15 protein-coding genes and 1 tRNA gene are annotated in these 18,897 nt (G+C 35.7%); 5 read left to right on the forward strand and 11 right to left on the reverse strand.

The window, feature by feature from the left end:
• Positions 1-57: 57 nt before the first annotated feature.
• The 3 genes from IEW94_RS09820 to IEW94_RS09830 all read left to right on the forward strand — a co-directional run bounded on the left by IEW94_RS09820 (position 58) and on the right by IEW94_RS09830 (position 4,343).
• Positions 58-987, forward strand: coding sequence for an alpha/beta hydrolase family protein (locus tag IEW94_RS09820; protein WP_188652492.1), 930 nt, complete (start codon positions 58-60; stop codon positions 985-987).
• Positions 988-1,234: 247 nt separating this feature from the next.
• A complete protein-coding gene (locus tag IEW94_RS09825) occupies positions 1,235-1,930 on the forward strand; it encodes a DUF4369 domain-containing protein (RefSeq protein ID WP_188652494.1) in 696 nt (231 codons plus the stop codon).
• Between the two features lie 109 nt (positions 1,931-2,039).
• A complete protein-coding gene (locus IEW94_RS09830) occupies positions 2,040-4,343 on the forward strand; it encodes a transglycosylase domain-containing protein (RefSeq protein WP_188652496.1) in 2,304 nt (767 codons plus the stop codon).
• Between the two features lie 68 nt (positions 4,344-4,411).
• Here IEW94_RS09830 and IEW94_RS09835 read toward each other — a convergent pair.
• The 4 genes from IEW94_RS09835 to idi form a co-directional block, all read right to left on the reverse strand.
• Positions 4,412-4,485: transfer RNA gene (locus IEW94_RS09835), tRNA-Thr, on the reverse strand.
• A gap of 61 nt (positions 4,486-4,546) precedes the next feature.
• Entirely contained in the window at positions 4,547-4,816 is a 270-nt protein-coding gene (locus IEW94_RS09840) for a hypothetical protein (RefSeq protein WP_188652497.1), read from the reverse strand.
• A gap of 118 nt (positions 4,817-4,934) precedes the next feature.
• The gene (locus tag IEW94_RS09845) at positions 4,935-5,345 is read right to left on the reverse strand and encodes a 6-pyruvoyl trahydropterin synthase family protein (RefSeq protein ID WP_188652498.1); all 411 of its coding nucleotides are present in this window, start codon (positions 5,343-5,345) and stop codon (positions 4,935-4,937) included.
• Positions 5,329-5,868, reverse strand: coding sequence for an isopentenyl-diphosphate Delta-isomerase (gene idi, locus IEW94_RS09850; RefSeq protein WP_188652499.1), 540 nt, complete (start codon positions 5,866-5,868; stop codon positions 5,329-5,331). Before idi ends, IEW94_RS09845 begins: the two co-directional genes overlap by 17 nt.
• A gap of 125 nt (positions 5,869-5,993) precedes the next feature.
• Here idi and IEW94_RS09855 point away from each other — a divergent pair, with 125 nt between their 5' ends.
• Positions 5,994-7,580, forward strand: a complete 1,587-nt coding sequence (locus IEW94_RS09855; RefSeq protein WP_188652500.1) for a peptide chain release factor 3 — start codon at positions 5,994-5,996, stop codon at positions 7,578-7,580.
• Positions 7,581-7,708: 128 nt separating this feature from the next.
• A complete protein-coding gene (locus IEW94_RS09860) occupies positions 7,709-7,942 on the forward strand; it encodes a (4Fe-4S)-binding protein (RefSeq protein ID WP_188652501.1) in 234 nt (77 codons plus the stop codon).
• 141 nt (positions 7,943-8,083) lie between these two features.
• On the opposite strand, the gene IEW94_RS09865 is transcribed toward IEW94_RS09860, so the two are convergent.
• The 7 genes from IEW94_RS09865 to rplK form a co-directional block, all read right to left on the reverse strand.
• Positions 8,084-8,401, reverse strand: coding sequence for a DUF3467 domain-containing protein (locus IEW94_RS09865; RefSeq protein WP_188652502.1), 318 nt, complete (start codon positions 8,399-8,401; stop codon positions 8,084-8,086).
• 50 nt (positions 8,402-8,451) lie between these two features.
• Complete coding sequence (rpoC, locus tag IEW94_RS09870; RefSeq protein WP_188652503.1) at positions 8,452-12,753, reverse strand: DNA-directed RNA polymerase subunit beta'; 4,302 nt, start codon at positions 12,751-12,753, stop codon at positions 8,452-8,454.
• A gap of 65 nt (positions 12,754-12,818) precedes the next feature.
• On the reverse strand, positions 12,819-16,631 hold the full coding sequence (rpoB, locus tag IEW94_RS09875) for a DNA-directed RNA polymerase subunit beta (RefSeq protein WP_188652504.1): 3,813 nt from the start codon (positions 16,629-16,631) through the stop codon (positions 12,819-12,821).
• Between the two features lie 122 nt (positions 16,632-16,753).
• A complete protein-coding gene (gene rplL / locus IEW94_RS09880; protein WP_188652506.1) occupies positions 16,754-17,131 on the reverse strand; it encodes a 50S ribosomal protein L7/L12 in 378 nt (125 codons plus the stop codon).
• A gap of 67 nt (positions 17,132-17,198) precedes the next feature.
• Positions 17,199-17,720, reverse strand: coding sequence for a 50S ribosomal protein L10 (rplJ, locus tag IEW94_RS09885; protein ID WP_188652508.1), 522 nt, complete (start codon positions 17,718-17,720; stop codon positions 17,199-17,201).
• A gap of 19 nt (positions 17,721-17,739) precedes the next feature.
• Positions 17,740-18,429 carry a 50S ribosomal protein L1 gene (gene rplA, locus IEW94_RS09890; protein ID WP_188652510.1) on the reverse strand — a complete coding sequence of 230 codons (690 nt, stop codon included), beginning with the start codon at positions 18,427-18,429 and terminating at the stop codon, positions 17,740-17,742.
• Positions 18,430-18,449: 20 nt separating this feature from the next.
• Complete coding sequence (rplK, locus tag IEW94_RS09895; protein WP_166965739.1) at positions 18,450-18,887, reverse strand: 50S ribosomal protein L11; 438 nt, start codon at positions 18,885-18,887, stop codon at positions 18,450-18,452.
• Positions 18,888-18,897 lie beyond the last annotated feature (10 nt).

Raw genomic sequence — 18,897 nt, forward strand, 5'->3', positions numbered from 1 at the left:
ATAATAATCATTTAAGAATTTCGGTTCTATAAAAATATAATCCTTAGTTGTAATAAAATGAAAACCAAAATTTTAATCATATTCCTTTTTTGCATGGTCAGAACCTATTCGCAAGACCAAAAATTTGTGGCTCATGATTTGGCTGTTAACAGTTTAATTGATGGCACATTGTTAACCCCAAATACTCCTGAGAAGCCAGATTTGGTTATCATCATTGGGGGGTCTGGGCCAACGGATAGAAACGGTAATCAAAATTTTATGAGAAACAACTCACTAAAAAAATTAGCGGAGGGTTTATTAAATAACAATATTGCCACATTTAGATATGACAAACGGATTGTAAAGCAGCTTAAACACGGTAACATAGACAAAAACATTATGTTTGATGATTTTGTGTCCGATGCCAGCGCTACTATTGATTATTTTAAAAAAACGAACACCTTTAATAAAATTTATGTTTTGGGGCACAGCCAAGGAAGCTTGGTTGGTATGCTTGCAGCTAAAAATAAAGCTGACGGATTTATTTCAATAGCTGGAGTTGCGCAACCCATTGATTCCATTGTCATTGAGCAAATTGAAAAAACATATCCTGTATTTACCAACGATGCCAAAAGGATTTTTACAAGCTTAAGAAAAGGCAAAAAAACGGATGACTATCCTAAAGAATTGGCTGCCATTTTTAATAAAGACATTCAACCATTTATGATGAACTGGATGCAATACAATCCAAGAGAAGAAATCAAAAAACTAAAAATGCCCATTTTGATTATAACCGGTACCAGTGATTTACAAGTTGAAGTAAAAGAAGCCAACCTGTTAAAAGAAGCAGTTCCTAGTGCGTCTTTAAAAATTATTGATAAGATGAACCATGTTTTGGTTCCAATTAAAGATGACAATTTAGAAAACTCTAAATCGTATGACGAGGCTTCAAGAAAGCTTTCACCTGAACTCATAGAAGATATAACCGAATTTGTGAACAAATCATAAAAAAAGCATCCCAAACAGGATGCTTTTAACTAACCAACCAAAAATAAAATCACATTCTAAGTTTAAAGTAACCACTCAATAAACTTTTCTTACTGAATGTAATTGTTATCTATAATTCAATCTTCGTGCCAAATCAAAACACTCTGCGTTATATTATTGTTATTTTGTTGCAATAAATTATCACTTGACATTGGTATTTCATATATAATTATAAGATATTTGCCCAGCTAATTAAACGAAGTCATTTATGAGAAACTTTTTATATGCTTTAGTTACACTTACCATGATTTCTTGTGGTAAAGAACACTATGATTTAACGGTCTTAACCAATATAAAAGGATTAAAAAAAGGAACAGTATATCTTAAAAAAGTTAAAGACACAGCCTTAGTAACCGTAGATTCTATGGTCATCAATGGGAATCCTGAATTTGCACTGCACAGTGATTTAGAATCTCCTGAGGTGTTCTTTTTATATTTAGACAAAAACAGTTCTGAAAATGATAGGATTGCTTTTTTTGCAGATAAAGGCATTACACATATTAATACCACCTTAAAAAACTTTGCTTTTGATGCCAAAATAGAAGGTTCACAACAACAAAAGACTTGGGATGAGTATAAAAAAATCATGTCCCGCTTTAATGAACGCAACCTTGACCTGATCAAAGAAAATTTTGAGGCACAGAAAAATGGAGACACCTCAAAATCCAATAGCATTCAAAAGGACTATAATAATCTCTTAAAACGAAAATATTTATACACGGTAAATTTTGCACTGAACCACAAAGACAGTGAACTAGCTCCTTACTTAGCCCTTACTGAGATTTACAATGCACAGGTAAAATATTTAGACACCATTAATAGTTCTTTAACTCCTGAAGTTAAAGCTTCTAAATATGGAAAAGAATTGCAATCGTTTATTGACTCAATTAAAAGTAAAGAATAAACAATTCTTATTATATTTCCGTATATATAATTCTGAAAGGTTATAGCCGTTATCATTAGGAAGTTTGTTGAATCAAGCTTCCTTGTAACATCTACTGCTTAATGAATAAATGCTTTTGAATAAATTAACGAAAAATAAATGGTTTAAATACACACTTAAAGGCACGCTGTTTTTAACCGTATCAATTGTTCTCTTTTTTATAAGCATTTACATCGGTCTTTGGGGCAAGATCCCCACCATAAACCAATTAAAAGACCTCAAGCAAAGTCAAGCCACAGAGGTTCTTGACATCAAAAACAACCTTATTGGTAAATATTACATTTATGATAGGCAATCTATCCCGTATAGTGATTTTCCTCAATACCTTATTGATGCCTTAGTTGCTACTGAAGACGCCCGATTTTATGATCATCATGGCATTGACACCAAAAGTCTGTTTAGGGTGCTTTTCAAAACCATATTGACAGCCGATGAATCATCAGGTGGTGGAAGTACCATTACCTTACAACTAGCAAAAAATTTGTTTGGCAGACAAAATTATGGACCATTAACACTTGTAATTAATAAGATAAAGGAAAGCATTGTTGCCAAAAGAATTGAAGAGCTGTATTCAAAAGAAGAAATTCTCACCTTCTATCTTAATACGGTGCCGTTTCCTGACAACACGTATGGCATTGAAAGCGCTTCACTTAAATTTTTCAATGTTCACACAAAAGAACTTAATCTCTCACAAGCAGCAACCTTAATCGGGTCTCTTAAAGCAAACAATAGTTTTAATCCCAGATTATTTCACAAAAGATCCCGTTCAAGAAGAGATGTTGTAATCAATCAAATGGTGAAATATGGCTATTTAAATCCTGAGGAAGCTTCTAAAATAAAGGCTAAAGATTTTGTTTTAAATTATCAGCATTATGCACCTAACCAAGGGTTAGCGCCCTATTTTAGAGCAGTCATCAAAAAACAACTAGATAGCATTCTGCAACTAGACAAATTTAAAAGACCTAACGGAGAACCCTATAATATAAATCAGGATGGCCTTAAAGTATTTACAACTTTAGACAACACACTGCAACGTTATGCAGAGATTGCCATGCGTGACCACATGACCAAATTACAGAAACAATATGAAAAAGCATATGGAAACCATGATCCATGGTTAAAAAACAAACCAGCTTTTCTGGCGATGAAAAAACGTTTGAAAAAATATAAAACGCTTAAAGCATTAAATCTCTCGGAAAAAGAAATTACAGATTCTTTAAACAAACCTCAAAAGCAGGAATTATTTTCTTGGGACGGAGATACCGTAAAATCCATGTCAACCCTAGATAGCTTGGAATACTACTTGAAAATTTTAAATGCCGGATTAATTTCAATTGAGCCATCCACTGGTGAGGTCAGGGCTTATGTTGGGGGTATTGACTATCGGTTTTTTCAATATGATCATGTTTCGCAAAGCAAACGCCAAGTGGGTTCTACGTTTAAACCAATTGTTTACACAGCAGCATTAGAAAACGGTATGTCTCCTTGCACCTACTTTTCTGCAAAAGCAATTACTTATACAGATTATGATGATTGGAAACCAACAAATGCATCCGAAAGTGATGAAGACAACTTAAATTATTCATTGGAATATGCATTGAGTCATTCTGTAAACACCATAGCCGTTAAAGTATTGCATGAAACTGGGATTGATTCTGTTATATCGCAGGCAAAAGCCATGGGTATAAAAAGCCATATTGAAAAAGTTCCTTCTATTGCTCTTGGTTCGTCTAACCTAAAATTGATAGAGCTTGCTAAAGCATACACCTCTTTTGTTAATGACAGTAGACCTTCTGAACCCGTTTTCATTACAAAAATTGAAAACAAAGATGGTAAGGTCATTGCATCTTATGATGATTTAAATCCAGAGCAAACTATTCCAAAAGCCTATAGTGATTATACTAGGCAAGTTATGTTGGAATTTTTAAAAGCAACCGTAAATGACGGAACAGCACAACGGTTGAGAAGCTCATACAATTTCAAGAATGACATTGCTGGCAAAACAGGTACCACCCAAGACAACAAAGACGGTTGGTTTGTTGGGATTATGCCCAATTTAGTAACGGTGACCTGGGTAGGAAATGACAATCAACAAATTGGTTTCAGCAATACCTCTCTTGGTCAAGGCGCCAATTCTGCTCTTCCTATTTTTGCTAACTACCTGCAACAATTAAATGCTGATTCTAATTACAACAAAATTACCCGAGCGTTTTTTGAAAAACCTTCTGATGATGTTATAAAGGATTTAGATTGTGAACCAACTAAAAAAGATAATTTTCTTCAACGTCTTTTTGAAACCAATTCGGATAAAACAACCTTTAAAAAGAAAAAGAAAAAAGGGATTCTGTCGTGGCTTTTAGGAAAAAAGGACTAAAATTTTCAATAAAAAAGCCAAACTAATCAGTAAACAAAAAGGTTCAGCTTTCGCTGAACCCTTTTTAGAGCCGATAGAGGGACTCGAACCCACGACCTGCTGATTACAAATCAGCTGCTCTAGCCAGCTGAGCTACATCGGCAATTTTAACGGATGCAAATATAATCGCAAAAATTATATTTACAACAATACGTTAAAAAAAATTATCCAAGCTTATTTATTTTTTCAATAAGCGCTTTTCCTTTTTCTTCAAGTTCTGAGCTTATTGCTTTAAAATGAGCCTTTTTATTGTCTACTTTTTTCTCATTAACCTTAGCGATTAAGGCATCAAAAGTTTCAATAGCCTCATCTATAATAGCTTCACTTTTTTTGGTGTCTTTATCCGTGTTTGCATATTCCCAAACATAAACTGCTTCAATAATATCGCCTAAAACATAATTGATGTCTTTTTTTAGGTCTCTAACATTTGCCATATTTAATAGTTTTATTTGATGCAAAATTACACATTAACTTGTTATAGTTCATGAATTTTAGCAGTAATTTAAACATCACTTTTTATTGGTTTAAAATGATATTGATAGCAGATATATTCTATTTACCTGAATAGGTTACAAAATTTCTTGGCGTCTCATACAAAACTATTTCCAAATCAAATTTACTATCCAGTTTGGCCTTGATTTTATTGTATATTACAACTGCTATGTTTTCTGCAGTAGGATTTAAGTCTTTAAATTCAGGCACATCCAAATTGAGGTTTTTATGGTCAAAAGCATCCTCTACCTCAGATTTTATAATCTCTTTCAAAATTTTAACATCGATAACATATCCCGTCTCAGCATCAATATCACCAGTCACATTAGCAATGAGTTCATAATTATGTCCATGATAATTAGGATTGTTGCATAGCCCAAAAACAGCTTCGTTTTTTTCAAAACTCCAATCTTTCCTATATAACCTATGAGCCGCATTAAAATGTGCTTTCCTACTAACCGTTACTTTCATTATCTAGGATATTTATATGTTGATAAAACTTATCAAAAATTATCTTGAACCATTCTGTGTATAATTCTGGATGCTGAACCATGTCGTCTTTGACAGCTTCTAAACCCATCCATTTCCAGTCAGCCACCTCATTAGGATTAATATTAGGTGTTCCATTGAATTTACCAATCATGATATGGTCAAACTCATGTTCCGTCAAGCCATTGTCAAAAGGCGCTTTATATATAAATGAAATAGATTCCTGCAAGTCCACAACAAAGCCCATTTCTTCCTGTAAACGTCGAATTCCCGCTTGAATATTACTTTCGCCTTCCCGTTGGTGACTACAACAGGTATTGGTCCACAATCCAGGCGAATGGTACTTATCCAAAGCGCGCTGTTGCAGCATGAGTTCATTTTTGTCATTAAATATAAATACCGAAAAGGCCCGGTGCAACAAGGCTTTCTCATGTGCTTCCATTTTTGGCATAAGCCCAATGGGCTCATCATTCTCATTTACTAGTATAACGCGTTCTTCACTCATACCGTAAAAATACCAAGTAAAATGATAAAAACACTAATCTTATCATAAATTTAAAAAGCGCCAGTATCAATTATTCTTATTGCCGTTAATAATAGTATCTTTGCATCCGATTTGCAATAAAGAATATGAGTTTTATTAAGGAAATAAACAGACGACGAACCTTTGGGATTATTTCGCATCCTGATGCTGGAAAAACGACATTAACTGAAAAGCTACTCCTTTTTGGTGGTGCCATTCAAGAAGCTGGTGCTGTTAAAAGCAACAAAATTAAAAAAGGTGCCACCAGTGACTTTATGGAAATTGAACGGCAACGTGGAATTTCGGTTGCAACATCTGTATTGGCTTTTGAATACGGCGGCACTAAAATCAATATTTTAGATACGCCAGGACACAAGGATTTTGCTGAAGATACTTTTAGAACGCTTACCGCCGTTGACAGCGTTATTGTAGTTATTGACGTAGCAAAGGGTGTTGAGGAACAAACTGAAAAATTGGTTGAAGTCTGTAGAATGCGCAACATTCCTATAATTGTATTCATTAATAAAATGGATCGAGAGGGTAAAGATGCTTTTGATTTATTGGATGAAGTTGAACAAAAACTAAATCTTAAAGTGGTGCCATTAAGTTTCCCTATAGGTATGGGATACGATTTTAAAGGCATCTATAATTTATGGGAAAAGAACATCAACTTGTTTAGTGGTGATAGCAGAAAAAACATTGAGGAAACCATTGAAATTTCAGATTTAGAATCAGAAGAACTTGATAAACTTGTGGGTGACAAAGCCGCCAATACACTGCGGGAAAACATAGAATTGGTAGAAGGCATTTATCCAGAGTTCAATAAACAAGACTATTTGGATGGCGCTTTGCAACCCGTGTTTTTTGGTTCAGCATTGAATAATTTTGGTGTTAGGGAATTGCTTGACTGCTTTGTTGAAATAGCCCCAAAACCACGCCCAAAGCAAAGTGAAGAACGTTTGGTGAAGCCTGAAGAAGATAAATTTACAGGGTTTGTTTTTAAAATCCATGCCAACATGGACCCTAACCATAGGGACCGTTTGGCATTTATAAAAATTGTATCGGGTGTGTTCAAAAGAAATACACCTTACCTGCATGTTCGCCAAGGAAAAAAACTAAAGTTTTCAAGTCCGAATGCCTTTTTTGCTGAAAAAAAAGAAATTGTAGACATTTCCTATGCAGGTGATATAGTGGGCTTACATGATACAGGAAACTTTAAAATTGGTGACACTTTAACTGAAGGTGAAGTAATTAATTATAAAGGCATTCCTAGTTTTTCACCAGAACATTTTAGATATATAAATAACGCCGATCCATTAAAATCCAAACAACTATACAAAGGCATTGACCAATTAATGGATGAAGGTGTTGCCCAATTATTTACTTTAGAGCTCAATGGACGTAAAGTGATCGGAACCGTTGGTGCCCTTCAATACGAGGTCATTCAATATCGATTGGAACATGAATACGGCGCCAAATGCACGTATGAAAACCTAAATGTTTATAAAGCCTGTTGGGTAGATCCTAAAGAATCAAAAAGTGATGAATACAAAGAATTTGTAAGAGTTAAACAACGTTTTTTGGCAAAAGACAAGCAAAATCAGTTGGTATTCTTGGCGGATTCAGCGTTTTCATTGCAAATGACCCAACAAAAATATCCTAGTATCAAATTCCATTTTACCTCTGAATTTTAACCAGTTAGCGAAATTATTTTTATATTTTTAAATTATTCTTAATATTTACTATGTAAAAATGGTAATTTAGCATTTTAAATAATTTATTTTACGATTTTAACAAATCATACCCCAAAACATGATTGCCTATGGATTCTTATACCAATACATTCAGTAATGATGAAATTACGGTAACCTACGAGCCAAGCATTTGTATACATGCCGAAAAATGTGCTAAGGAATTATCAAGTGTTTTTAGAACCTCCATTATTCCATGGATAAATCTTGATGATGCTGAGACTAGTGCCGTTATCAACCAAATAAAAAAATGCCCATCAGGAGCATTACAGTACTTTAAAAATAAGCAAAAAAAAGCTGGTTAAATTTTCTATTCAAATATTTTTAAGAAAAAAAGCCCTTTGAATGTAATTCAAAGGGCTTTTTTATGCTTGTACTATTGGTGGTTGCTCAATAAAATATGTCGAGCTACAACTCAAAACACGCATCAAATTTAAATATATCTTTTAAGCCTGACCAGTTGGTCCAAAATTTAAAGGTATGGGCGGTTGCTCGTAATCTTTGATTTCTCCATGCGATTTTTCAAATCTAGCAACATTGTCACCTAACGCCTTTAATAATCGTTTGGCATGTTGTGGTGTCAAGATAATTCTTGATTTCACTTTACTTTTGGGTATGCCTGGCATAATGCTAACAAAATCAACAACAAACTCAGAAACAGAATGGTTTATAATTGCCAAATTAGAATAGATCCCTTCGGCAACTGCTTCATCCAGTTCTATATTAATTTGTCCTGGTTTTGGTTCCTTTTTATCCTCTGACATAATATGCGATATTAAAAAAGTATTCCCGCATTTGCGGGAATACTAGTCTATTAATTATAATTTACTTCTTTTCTGGCTTGCATCATTTCATCAAACTCTTCTTTAGAACCAACTATAATGTTGTTGTATCTTCTCATACCGGTTCCGGCAGGGATTCTATGTCCAACAATTACATTTTCTTTTAGTCCTTCCAAATCATCAACCTTTCCTGCGACGGCCGCTTCGTTAAGAACCTTTGTGGTTTCTTGGAACGATGCCGCTGAAATAAATGATTTTGTTTGAAGTGATGCTCTTGTGATACCTTGCAATATTGGTGTTGCGGTTGCAGGTTGTGCATCCCTGGCAACAACAAGGTTTTTATCTTCTCTACGTAAAATAGAGTTTTCATCTCTTAATTGACGAGGCGAAATGATTTGTCCCGCTTTAAGAGTTGCAGAATCTCCTGGATCTTCCACTACTTTAAGACCAAATATTTTATCGTTCTCTTCAATAAAATCAGATTTATGAACTAACTGATCTTCTAAGAAAATGGTATCTCCTGAATCAATGATTCTAACTTTACGCATCATCTGTCTTACAACAACCTCAAAGTGTTTGTCGTTAATTTTTACACCTTGTAAACGATATACTTCTTGCACTTCGTTCACCAAGTATTGCTGTACTGCAGAAGGCCCTTTAATATCCAATATGTCATTAGGCGTAATTGATCCGTCAGAAAGTGGCATACCTGCTTTAACATAGTCATTTTCTTGAACAAGAATCTGACTTGATAATTTCACTAAGTATTTTTTAACTTCACCTAACTTAGACTCAACTACAATCTCACGGTTTCCTCTTTTAATTTTACCAAAAGAAACCACTCCATCTATTTCACTAACAACCGCTGGATTGGATGGATTACGTGCTTCAAACAATTCTGTTACACGAGGCAGACCTCCAGTAATATCTCCAGATTTTGCAGACTTACGTGGGATTTTAACCAAAATTTTACCAACCTTGATTTTGTCACCATCATCAATCATTAAGTGAGCTCCAACTGGTAAGTTGTAAGAACGCAACACATTTCCTTTTCCATCTTCAATATGAAGTGTTGGAATTAATCGTTTATTTCTGGATTCAGAAATTACTTTTTCTTGGAAACCTGTTTGTTCATCAATTTCAACTTGGTAAGTAATACCTTGCTCAATGTTTTCATATTTTACTTTACCAGCAAATTCTGAAATAATCACACCGTTATATGGATCCCAAGAACATACCACATCTCCTTTGCTTAATTCATCACCATTTTTAACATATAGTGTAGAACCATAAGGAATGTTGTTGGTACTTAAGGTAATTCCAGTTTTCTTATCGGTAATTTTAATTTCAGATGTACGCGAAATCACAATATCAACTGCATTACCTTCACTGTCTTCACCTTTAACTGTTTTAAGATCTTCAATTTCAGCTATACCATTGAATTTAGCAGATAACTTATTCTCTTCTGAAATGTTCCCTGCAATACCACCTACGTGGAAGGTACGAAGTGTTAACTGTGTACCAGGCTCTCCAATAGATTGCGCGGCAACAACACCAACTGCTTCACCTCTTTGAACCATTTTGCCGGTTGCTAAATTACGACCGTAACACTTGGCACAAATACCTTGTTTAGCTTCACAAGTCAATGCAGAACGTACTTCTAAACTTTCAATTGGTGATTCTTCAATAGTTTTAGCAATATCATCTTCAATTAATTGACCAGATGCTACCAACAATTCTTCAGTAACAGGATTGTAAACATCATTTAATGCTACACGCCCTACAATACGTTCTTGAAGGGTTTCAACAACCTCATCATTTTTCTTAAGCGCTTCAACTTCAACACCTCTCAACGTACCACAATCTTCTGTGTTGATGATAACATCTTGTGACACATCAACCAAACGACGAGTTAAGTATCCCGCATCCGCTGTTTTAAGAGCTGTATCGGCAAGACCCTTACGAGCACCGTGGGTAGAGATGAAGTATTCTAAAATTGAAAGTCCTTCTTTAAAGTTTGAAAGAATTGGGTTTTCAATAATCTCACCACCACCAGCATTTGATTTTTTAGGCTTGGCCATCAAACCACGCATACCGGTAAGCTGACGGATCTGTTCTTTAGATCCACGAGCTCCAGAATCAAGCATCATATACACAGAGTTAAACCCTTGTTGATCCTCACGGATACGTTTCATAGACAACTCGGTTAACGCTGCATTGGTAGGTGTCCAAATATCAATAACTTGGTTATAACGCTCATTATTGGTTATAAGTCCCATATTATAGTTGGCCATAATGCCATCTACTTGCTTATTGGCAGCAGAAATCATGTCTCCTTTTTCTGGTGGAATAATAATATCACCTAAACTAAATGACAATCCACCTTGGAAAGCGAATTTAAATCCTAATGTTCTGATTTCATCCAAGAATTCAGCTGTTTCAGGAACAGATGTGAATTTAAGGATGTTACCAATGATATCCCTTAATGATTTTTTAGTCAATACTTCATTGATATAACCAGCGGCTTGAGGCACTTTTTGGTTAAACAATACGCGACCAACTGTTGTTTCAATGATAGTTGGTGCCAATTTACCATCAGCATTGATATCCAATGTTCTTACTTTAATAGATGCATTTAAATCTACTTTCTTTTCATTGAATGCAATTTCCACTTCCTCTGGCGCATAGAATGTCAATCCTTCTCCTTTAACCGGAGCTTCAGGAGTTGATTTACGTTCTTTGGTCATATAATACAACCCTAAAACCATGTCTTGCGAAGGAACCGTTACCGGTGAACCGTTTGCTGGGTTTAGGATATTGTGAGAAGCTAACATTAATAACTGACATTCCAAAATAGCTTCTGGTCCTAATGGCAAGTGTACCGCCATTTGGTCACCATCAAAATCCGCATTAAATGCCGTACACACTAATGGGTGTAATTGGATAGCTTTTCCTTCAATCAATTTTGGCTGGAAAGCTTGAATACCCAATCTATGCAATGTAGGAGCACGGTTTAGCAATACCGGATGTCCTTTAAGAACATTTTCCAAGATATCCCAAACTACTGGCTCTCTTTTATCGATTATTTTTTTAGCTGATTTTACGGTTTTTACAATACCCCTTTCAATTAGTTTTCTAATAACAAAAGGTTTGTAAAGTTCCGCTGCCATATTTTTGGGCAAACCACACTCAAATAATTTTAATTCTGGTCCAACAACAATTACTGAACGAGCCGAATAATCAACACGTTTACCTAACAAGTTTTGACGGAAACGCCCTTGTTTTCCTTTTAAGGAATCAGATAATGATTTAAGTGGTCTGTTTGAATCTGTTTTAACAGCAGAAGACTTACGGGTATTATCAAACAACGAATCAACGGCTTCTTGAAGCATACGTTTTTCATTACGTAAAATCACTTCAGGCGCTTTGATTTCAACCAATCGCTTTAAACGATTGTTTCTGATGATTACTCGACGGTATAAATCATTTAAATCTGATGTTGCAAAACGACCACCATCTAACGGCACTAACGGACGTAATTCTGGTGGAATGATTGGAATAACCTTCATGATCATCCATTCTGGACGATTTTCCCTGTTTCCATTGGATTCACGAAGCGATTCAACAACTTGCAAACGTTTTAAAGCCTCCGTTTTACGTTGTTTAGACGTTTCTGTATTGGCTTTGTGGCGTAAATCATAAGATAACGCCTCTAAATCGATTCTTGACAATAACTCAATCAAACATTCAGCACCCATTTTTGCAAGAAACTTATTTGGGTCTGTATCTTCTAGATATTGATTTTCTTGTGGAAGGGACTCAAGAATAGTTAAATATTCTTCTTCGGTTAAGAAATCCATTTGCTGTAATGGCTCTCCGTCAATATTTTTAGCATTACCAGGTTGAATAACTACGTAACGTTCGTAGTAAATGATCATATCTAATTTCTTAGAAGGCAATCCTAATAAATATCCTATTTTATTTGGTAATGAACGGAAATACCAAATGTGTGCAACGGGAACAACCAAATTAATGTGCCCTACGCGATCACGACGCACTTTTTTCTCGGTTACTTCAACGCCACAACGATCACATACAATGCCCTTATAACGGATTCGCTTATATTTACCACAAGCACATTCGTAGTCTTTTACAGGACCAAAAATACGCTCACAGAACAAACCATCTCGCTCTGGTTTGTGAGTTCGATAATTGATAGTTTCTGGTTTTAAAACTTCACCTCTTGATTCTGCTAAAATAGACTCAGGTGATGCTAAACCAATTGAGATTTTGTTAAACCTCTGTACTGTATTCTTATCTTGTTTTCTTGCCATAATATATGGTGATATCGAATTATTTTGTAAACTTTTTGCACACCCCTTTCAGGGTGTGCTATATATTATTCCTCTAATCTAATGTCTAATCCAAGACCTTTCAATTCGTGCATCAACACGTTAAAAGATTCTGGTAATCCTGGATCTGGCATTGGCTCGCCTTTTACGATAGCTTCGTATGTTTTTGCTCTACCAATAACATCATCAGATTTTACGGTTAAGATCTCACGTAAGGTTGAAGAAGCACCATAAGCTTCAAGTGCCCAAACCTCCATTTCACCAAAACGCTGTCCACCAAATTGTGCTTTACCACCAAGTGGCTGTTGCGTAATTAATGAGTATGGTCCTATTGAACGCGCATGCATTTTGTCATCAACCATGTGGCCTAATTTCAACATGTAGATAACCCCAACAGTTGCTGGTTGATCAAATCGCTCTCCAGTTCCACCGTCATACAAATAGGTATGTCCAAATCTTGGAATGCCAGCTTCATCAGTAAATCCATTGATTTGATCTAAAGTTGCACCATCAAAAATTGGTGTTGCATATTTGCGACCTAATTTTTGTCCGGCCCATCCTAGAACGGTTTCATAAATCTGACCAATGTTCATACGTGATGGTACTCCTAGTGGATTCAATACAATATCAACTGGTGTTCCATCTTCAAGGAAAGGCATATCTTCTTGACGAACAATACGCGCTACAATACCCTTGTTTCCGTGACGTCCTGCCATTTTATCACCAACTTTTAGCTTACGCTTTTTAGCAATGTAAACTTTAGCCAACTTGATAATACCTGCAGGTAATTCATCACCTACAGAAATGGTAAACTTCTCACGTCTTAAAGATCCTTGCAAGTCGTTTTCCTTGATTTTATAGTTATGGATAAGGTCTGCAACCAATTTGTTGGTATGGTCGTCAGTCGTCCATTTTCCAGACACCAAGTGCGCGTAATCATCAACAGCATTTAACATTTTTAGCGTGAATTTTTTGCCTTTTGGCAATACTTCCTCACCTAAATCATTATAAATACCTTGAGCTGTTTTACCGTTTACGATATTGAATAATTTTTCGATTAAAACATTTTTTAAATCCTCAAATTTCGCATCATAAACTGCTTCAAGTTGTGCAATATCATCTTTGTCTTGCGCTCTTTTGCGTTTGTCTTTTACGGCACGTGCAAATAATTTCTTTTCAATAACAACACCGTTTAATGATGGAGAGGCTTTTAAAGACGCATCTTTAACATCACCAGCTTTGTCACCAAAAATAGCCCGTAATAATTTTTCTTCTGGAGTTGGATCGCTTTCTCCTTTTGGAGTGATCTTACCAATAAGAATATCACCAGGTTTTACTTCAGCACCAACACGAATCATTCCATTTTCATCCAAATCTTTGGTAGCTTCTTCAGAAACGTTAGGAATATCATTAGTCAATTCTTCATTACCCAACTTGGTATCACGTACTTCAAGTGAATATTCATCAATGTGGATAGATGTAAAAATATCTTCACGAACAACTTTTTCAGAAATTACAATCGCATCCTCAAAGTTATATCCTTTCCATGGCATAAAGGCCACTTTCATATTTCTACCAAGAGCTAACTCCCCTTTTTGGGTCGCGTAGCCTTCACACAACACTTGACCTTTGGTTACCTTATCACCTTTTACCACAATTGGTTTTAGGTTGATACTGGTACCTTGGTTAGTTTTTCTGAATTTAACCAATGGATAGGTTTTCACATCACTGTCAAAACTTACTTTGGCCTCATCTTCAGTACGGTCATATTTTATAACTATTTCAGTGGCATCCACATATTGAACAACACCGTTACCTTCTGCATTAATCAATACACGGGAATCAGACGCTACTTGACGTTCTAACCCTGTTCCAACAATAGGAGCCTCAGGCAATAATAGTGGTACCGCTTGACGCATCATGTTTGAACCCATCAAGGCACGGTTGGCATCATCATGTTCCAAGAATGGAATCAACGAAGCCGAAATCGATGAAATTTGGTTAGGTGCAACATCTGTAAAATGAAGATTTGTTGGCTCAATAACAGGGAAATCACCTTCCATTCTTGCGATAACCTTATCATGCAAGATTTTTCCATTATCATCAACCTTAACCGTTGCTTGGGCAATCAATTTACCTTCTTCTTCTTCAGCACTTAAATAAACCGGTTCATTTTTGATATCAACAACACCATTTTCGACCGAACGATATGGTGTTTCAATGAATCCCATTGAGTTTACTTTGGCGTAAACAGACAATGAGGAAATCAAACCAATATTTGGTCCCTCTGGTGTTTCAATAGGACATAAACGGCCGTAGTGTGTATAGTGTACATCACGTACCTCAAACCCTGCTCTTTCTCTTGATAAACCTCCTGGTCCAAGAGCCGATAAACGACGCTTGTGAGTAATCTCTGCTAATGGGTTTGTTTGGTCCATGAACTGAGATAATTGGTTTGTACCGAAGAACGAGTTAATTACCGACGATAATGTTTTCGCATTAATTAAGTCGATTGGTGTGAACACCTCGTTATCACGAACGTTCATACGCTCACGGATGGTACGCGCCATACGTGCTAAACCAACACCAAACTGTTGCGATAATTGCTCACCAACGGTACGTACACGACGGTTTGATAAGTGGTCAATATCATCAATCTCTGCTTTGGAGTTGATAAGCTCAATTAAGTATTTTATAATGGTAATGATATCTTCTTTGGTAAGCACTTGCTTATCCATTCCAATATCAAGACCTAATTTCTTGTTCATTCTGTAACGGCCTACTTCACCTAAAGAGTAACGTTGATCACTAAAGAATAGTTTATCTATAATACCACGAGCGGTCTCCTCATCGGGTGGCTCGGCATTACGAAGTTGTCTATAGATGTGTTCAACAGCTTCTTTTTCAGAGTTTGTTGGATCTTTTTGAAGGGTATTATGAATAATAGCATAATCACCTTGTTGCGCACTTTCTTTGTGAAGCAAGATGGTGTGAACCTCTGCTTCAAGAATTTCCTCAATGTTATCTTTATCAAGAACTGTATCACGATCCAAAACAATTTCGTTACGCTCAATAGATACAACTTCTCCAGTATCCTCATCAACGAAATCTTCATGCCATGTGTTAAGAACACGTGCAGCAAGCTTACGGCCCAACACCTTTTTTAAACCAGATTTTGATACTTTTACTTCTTCAGCAAGATCAAAAATCTCAAGAATATCTTTATCTCGTTCAAAACCTATGGCCCTGAACAAAGTAGTTACCGGTAATTTTTTCTTTCTATCAATATAGGCATACATCACCTGATTGATATCTGTTGCAAATTCAATCCAAGAGCCTTTAAATGGAATAACCCTTGCTGAATATAATTTGGTTCCATTGGCATGGAATGATTGTCCAAAGAACACACCAGGTGAACGGTGCAATTGCGAAACCACAACCCTTTCAGCACCATTGATAACAAACGTACCACTAGGTGTCATGTAAGGTATGGTCCCTAAATACACATCTTGAACGATGGTTTCAAAATCCTCATGCTCAGGATCTGTACAGTATAATTTTAACCGTGCCTTAAGCGGGACGCTGTATGTAAGCCCTCTTTCAATACACTCATCAATAGCATATCGCGGCGGATCTACAAAATAATCTAAAAATTCTAAAACAAATTGATTACGTGAGTCTGTAATCGGGAAGTTTTCCATAAAGGTATTATACAGACCTTCATTTCCTCTTTCTTCAGATTTTGTTTCTAATTGGAAAAAATCCTGGAAGGATTTAATCTGAATATCCAGAAAATCTGGGTATTCGGTTCTATTGACAATAGACGAGAAATTTAATCTTTCAGCTTGTGTTGACAACATCAATGGACGGAATTATGATTAAAAAAATATTTATAGCGTATCTAATGATTATATACGCAAAATGGTTTAGGTCTTGAAGTTAAACTCCAGACCTAAACCTTTGTATTGTTTGGTAGTTAAGCTTACTTAAGCTCAACCTCTGCTCCAGCTTCTTCTAAAGATGATTTTAAACCTTCAGCTTCGTCTTTAGATACACCTTCTTTAATTGGGCTTGGTGCATTATCAACTAATTCTTTAGCTTCTTTTAAGCCAAGACCAGTTAATTCTTTAACTAATTTAACAACTGCTAATTTAGAAGCACCTGCAGCTTTTAATATAACATTAAATTCAGTTTGAGCTTCAGCAGCTTCCTCGCCACCAGCAGCAGGTCCAGCAGCAACAGCTACAGCTGCAGCAGCAGGCTCAATACCATACTCTTCTTTTAAAATAGTAGCTAACTCGTTTACTTCTTTTACTGTTAAGTTAACCAATTGTTCTGCGAAATCTTTTAAATCTGCCATTTTTCTATCGTTTTAATAAATTTTTAATTGTAATATAATTGTAATAAAGTGCGTACTTGATTTTGTGTTATCCTTCTTTTTCAGATAACGTTTTAATAATACCAGCTAGTTTTCCACCACTTGATTTAAGTGCAGAAACAACATTCTTGGCTGGAGATTGTAGCAATGCTATAATGTCTCCAATCACTTCTTCTTTAGATTTGATATCAACCAAGGCATCTAACTGCTCATCACCAATATAAATCGCTTCAGCAATAAACGCTCCTTTTAACAAAGGTTTATCTGATTTTTTACGAAACGTTTTAATTATTTTGGCCGGTGCATTACCTGTTTCAGAGTACATCACAGATGTATTTCCTTTAAGTACAGAAGGAAGATCTCCAAAGTCTTTATCAGAGGCTTCCATTGCCTTTTCAAGTAATGTATTTTTTACTACTGCCAGTTTTACGTTGGCTTTAAAACAAGCACGACGTAAGCTTGAAGTGCTACCTGCGTTTAATCCTGAAATATCTGCTAGATATATATTTGAATTATCGGCTAATTGTAACGTTAATTCTTCAATTACTTGTGATTTTTCTTCTCTTGTCATAATAAAAGTTTTTAACTAATTAACCAATTTTAGGATCAACAGCAACACTTGGACTCATGGTACTAGACAAGAAAATGCTTTTCACGTAAGTGCCTTTGGCTGTAGTTGGTTTTAATTTAATTAATGTTTGTAATAGTTCATTTGCGTTTCCAGCAATTTTATCAGCGCTGAATGATGCTTTTCCTATTGCTGCATGTACAATACCGGTTTTATCAACTTTAAAGTCTATTTTACCAGCTTTTACTTCAGCAACGGCTTTTGCAACATCCATGGTTACTGTACCAGTTTTTGGGTTTGGCATTAAGCCTCTTGGACCTAATACACGTCCTAAAGGACCTAATTTCCCCATCACACTTGGCATAGTAATAATCACGTCAACGTCAGTCCAACCATTCTTGATTTTTTCAAGATATTCGTCTAACCCAACATAATCTGCACCAGCTTCTTTAGCTTCCGCTTCTTTATCTGGTGTAACCAATGCTAATACTTTCATGTCCTTACCAGTACCGTGAGGTAATGATACTACGCCTCTTACCATTTGATTCGCTTTTCTGGGATCAACACCCAATTTAACTGCGATATCAACTGATGCATCAAATTTTGTAAAGGTAATTTCCTTTACCAATGCAGACGCTTCACTAAGAGAATACACTCTCCCTTTTTCTATTTTCGCTAAAGCTTCCTTTTGCTTTTTTGTTAATCTTGCCATTTCTTAATGTCTTTAATAGATTAATTAGGGAATTGCCCTGTTACGGTTATACCCATTGATCTTGCTGTACCGGCAACCATTTTCATAGCAGATTCAATAGTAAATGCATTTAAATCTACCATTTTGTCTTCTGCTATTGTTTTGATTTGATCCCAAGACACTTTAGCTACTTTTTTTCGGTTTGGTTCTCCTGAACCTTTTTTTAATTTGGCCGCTTCTAATAATTGTACCGCTGCAGGAGGAGTCTTAATTACAAAGTCAAATGATTTGTCTTTGTAAACAGAGATAACAACTGGTAATACTTTACCTGGCTTGTCTTGTGTTCTAGCATTAAATTGCTTGCAAAACTCCATGATGTTAACTCCAGCAGCTCCTAAAGCGGGTCCAACCGGTGGCGACGGATTCGCAGCACCTCCCCGAACTTGTAACTTAACTACTTTACCTAATTCTTTTGCCATTTTTAATAAT

The organism is Yeosuana aromativorans (assembly GCF_014646655.1).
GTDB classification, from domain to species: Bacteria; Bacteroidota; Bacteroidia; order Flavobacteriales; family Flavobacteriaceae; genus Yeosuana; species Yeosuana aromativorans.

Coding starts and splice junctions, on each gene's coding strand:
- IEW94_RS09820 (WP_188652492.1), top strand. CDS start 58: ATGAAAACCAAAATTTTAATCATATTCCTTTTTTGCATGGTCAGAACC.
- IEW94_RS09825 (WP_188652494.1), top strand. CDS start 1,235: ATGAGAAACTTTTTATATGCTTTAGTTACACTTACCATGATTTCTTGT.
- IEW94_RS09830 (WP_188652496.1), top strand. CDS start 2,040: ATGCTTTTGAATAAATTAACGAAAAATAAATGGTTTAAATACACACTT.
- IEW94_RS09840 (WP_188652497.1), bottom strand. CDS start 4,816: ATGGCAAATGTTAGAGACCTAAAAAAAGACATCAATTATGTTTTAGGC.
- IEW94_RS09845 (WP_188652498.1), bottom strand. CDS start 5,345: ATGAAAGTAACGGTTAGTAGGAAAGCACATTTTAATGCGGCTCATAGG.
- idi (WP_188652499.1), bottom strand. CDS start 5,868: ATGAGTGAAGAACGCGTTATACTAGTAAATGAGAATGATGAGCCCATT.
- IEW94_RS09855 (WP_188652500.1), top strand. CDS start 5,994: ATGAGTTTTATTAAGGAAATAAACAGACGACGAACCTTTGGGATTATT.
- IEW94_RS09860 (WP_188652501.1), top strand. CDS start 7,709: ATGGATTCTTATACCAATACATTCAGTAATGATGAAATTACGGTAACC.
- IEW94_RS09865 (WP_188652502.1), bottom strand. CDS start 8,401: ATGTCAGAGGATAAAAAGGAACCAAAACCAGGACAAATTAATATAGAA.
- rpoC (WP_188652503.1), bottom strand. CDS start 12,753: ATGGCAAGAAAACAAGATAAGAATACAGTACAGAGGTTTAACAAAATC.
- rpoB (WP_188652504.1), bottom strand. CDS start 16,631: ATGTTGTCAACACAAGCTGAAAGATTAAATTTCTCGTCTATTGTCAAT.
- rplL (WP_188652506.1), bottom strand. CDS start 17,131: ATGGCAGATTTAAAAGATTTCGCAGAACAATTGGTTAACTTAACAGTA.
- rplJ (WP_188652508.1), bottom strand. CDS start 17,720: ATGACAAGAGAAGAAAAATCACAAGTAATTGAAGAATTAACGTTACAA.
- rplA (WP_188652510.1), bottom strand. CDS start 18,429: ATGGCAAGATTAACAAAAAAGCAAAAGGAAGCTTTAGCGAAAATAGAA.
- rplK (WP_166965739.1), bottom strand. CDS start 18,887: ATGGCAAAAGAATTAGGTAAAGTAGTTAAGTTACAAGTTCGGGGAGGT.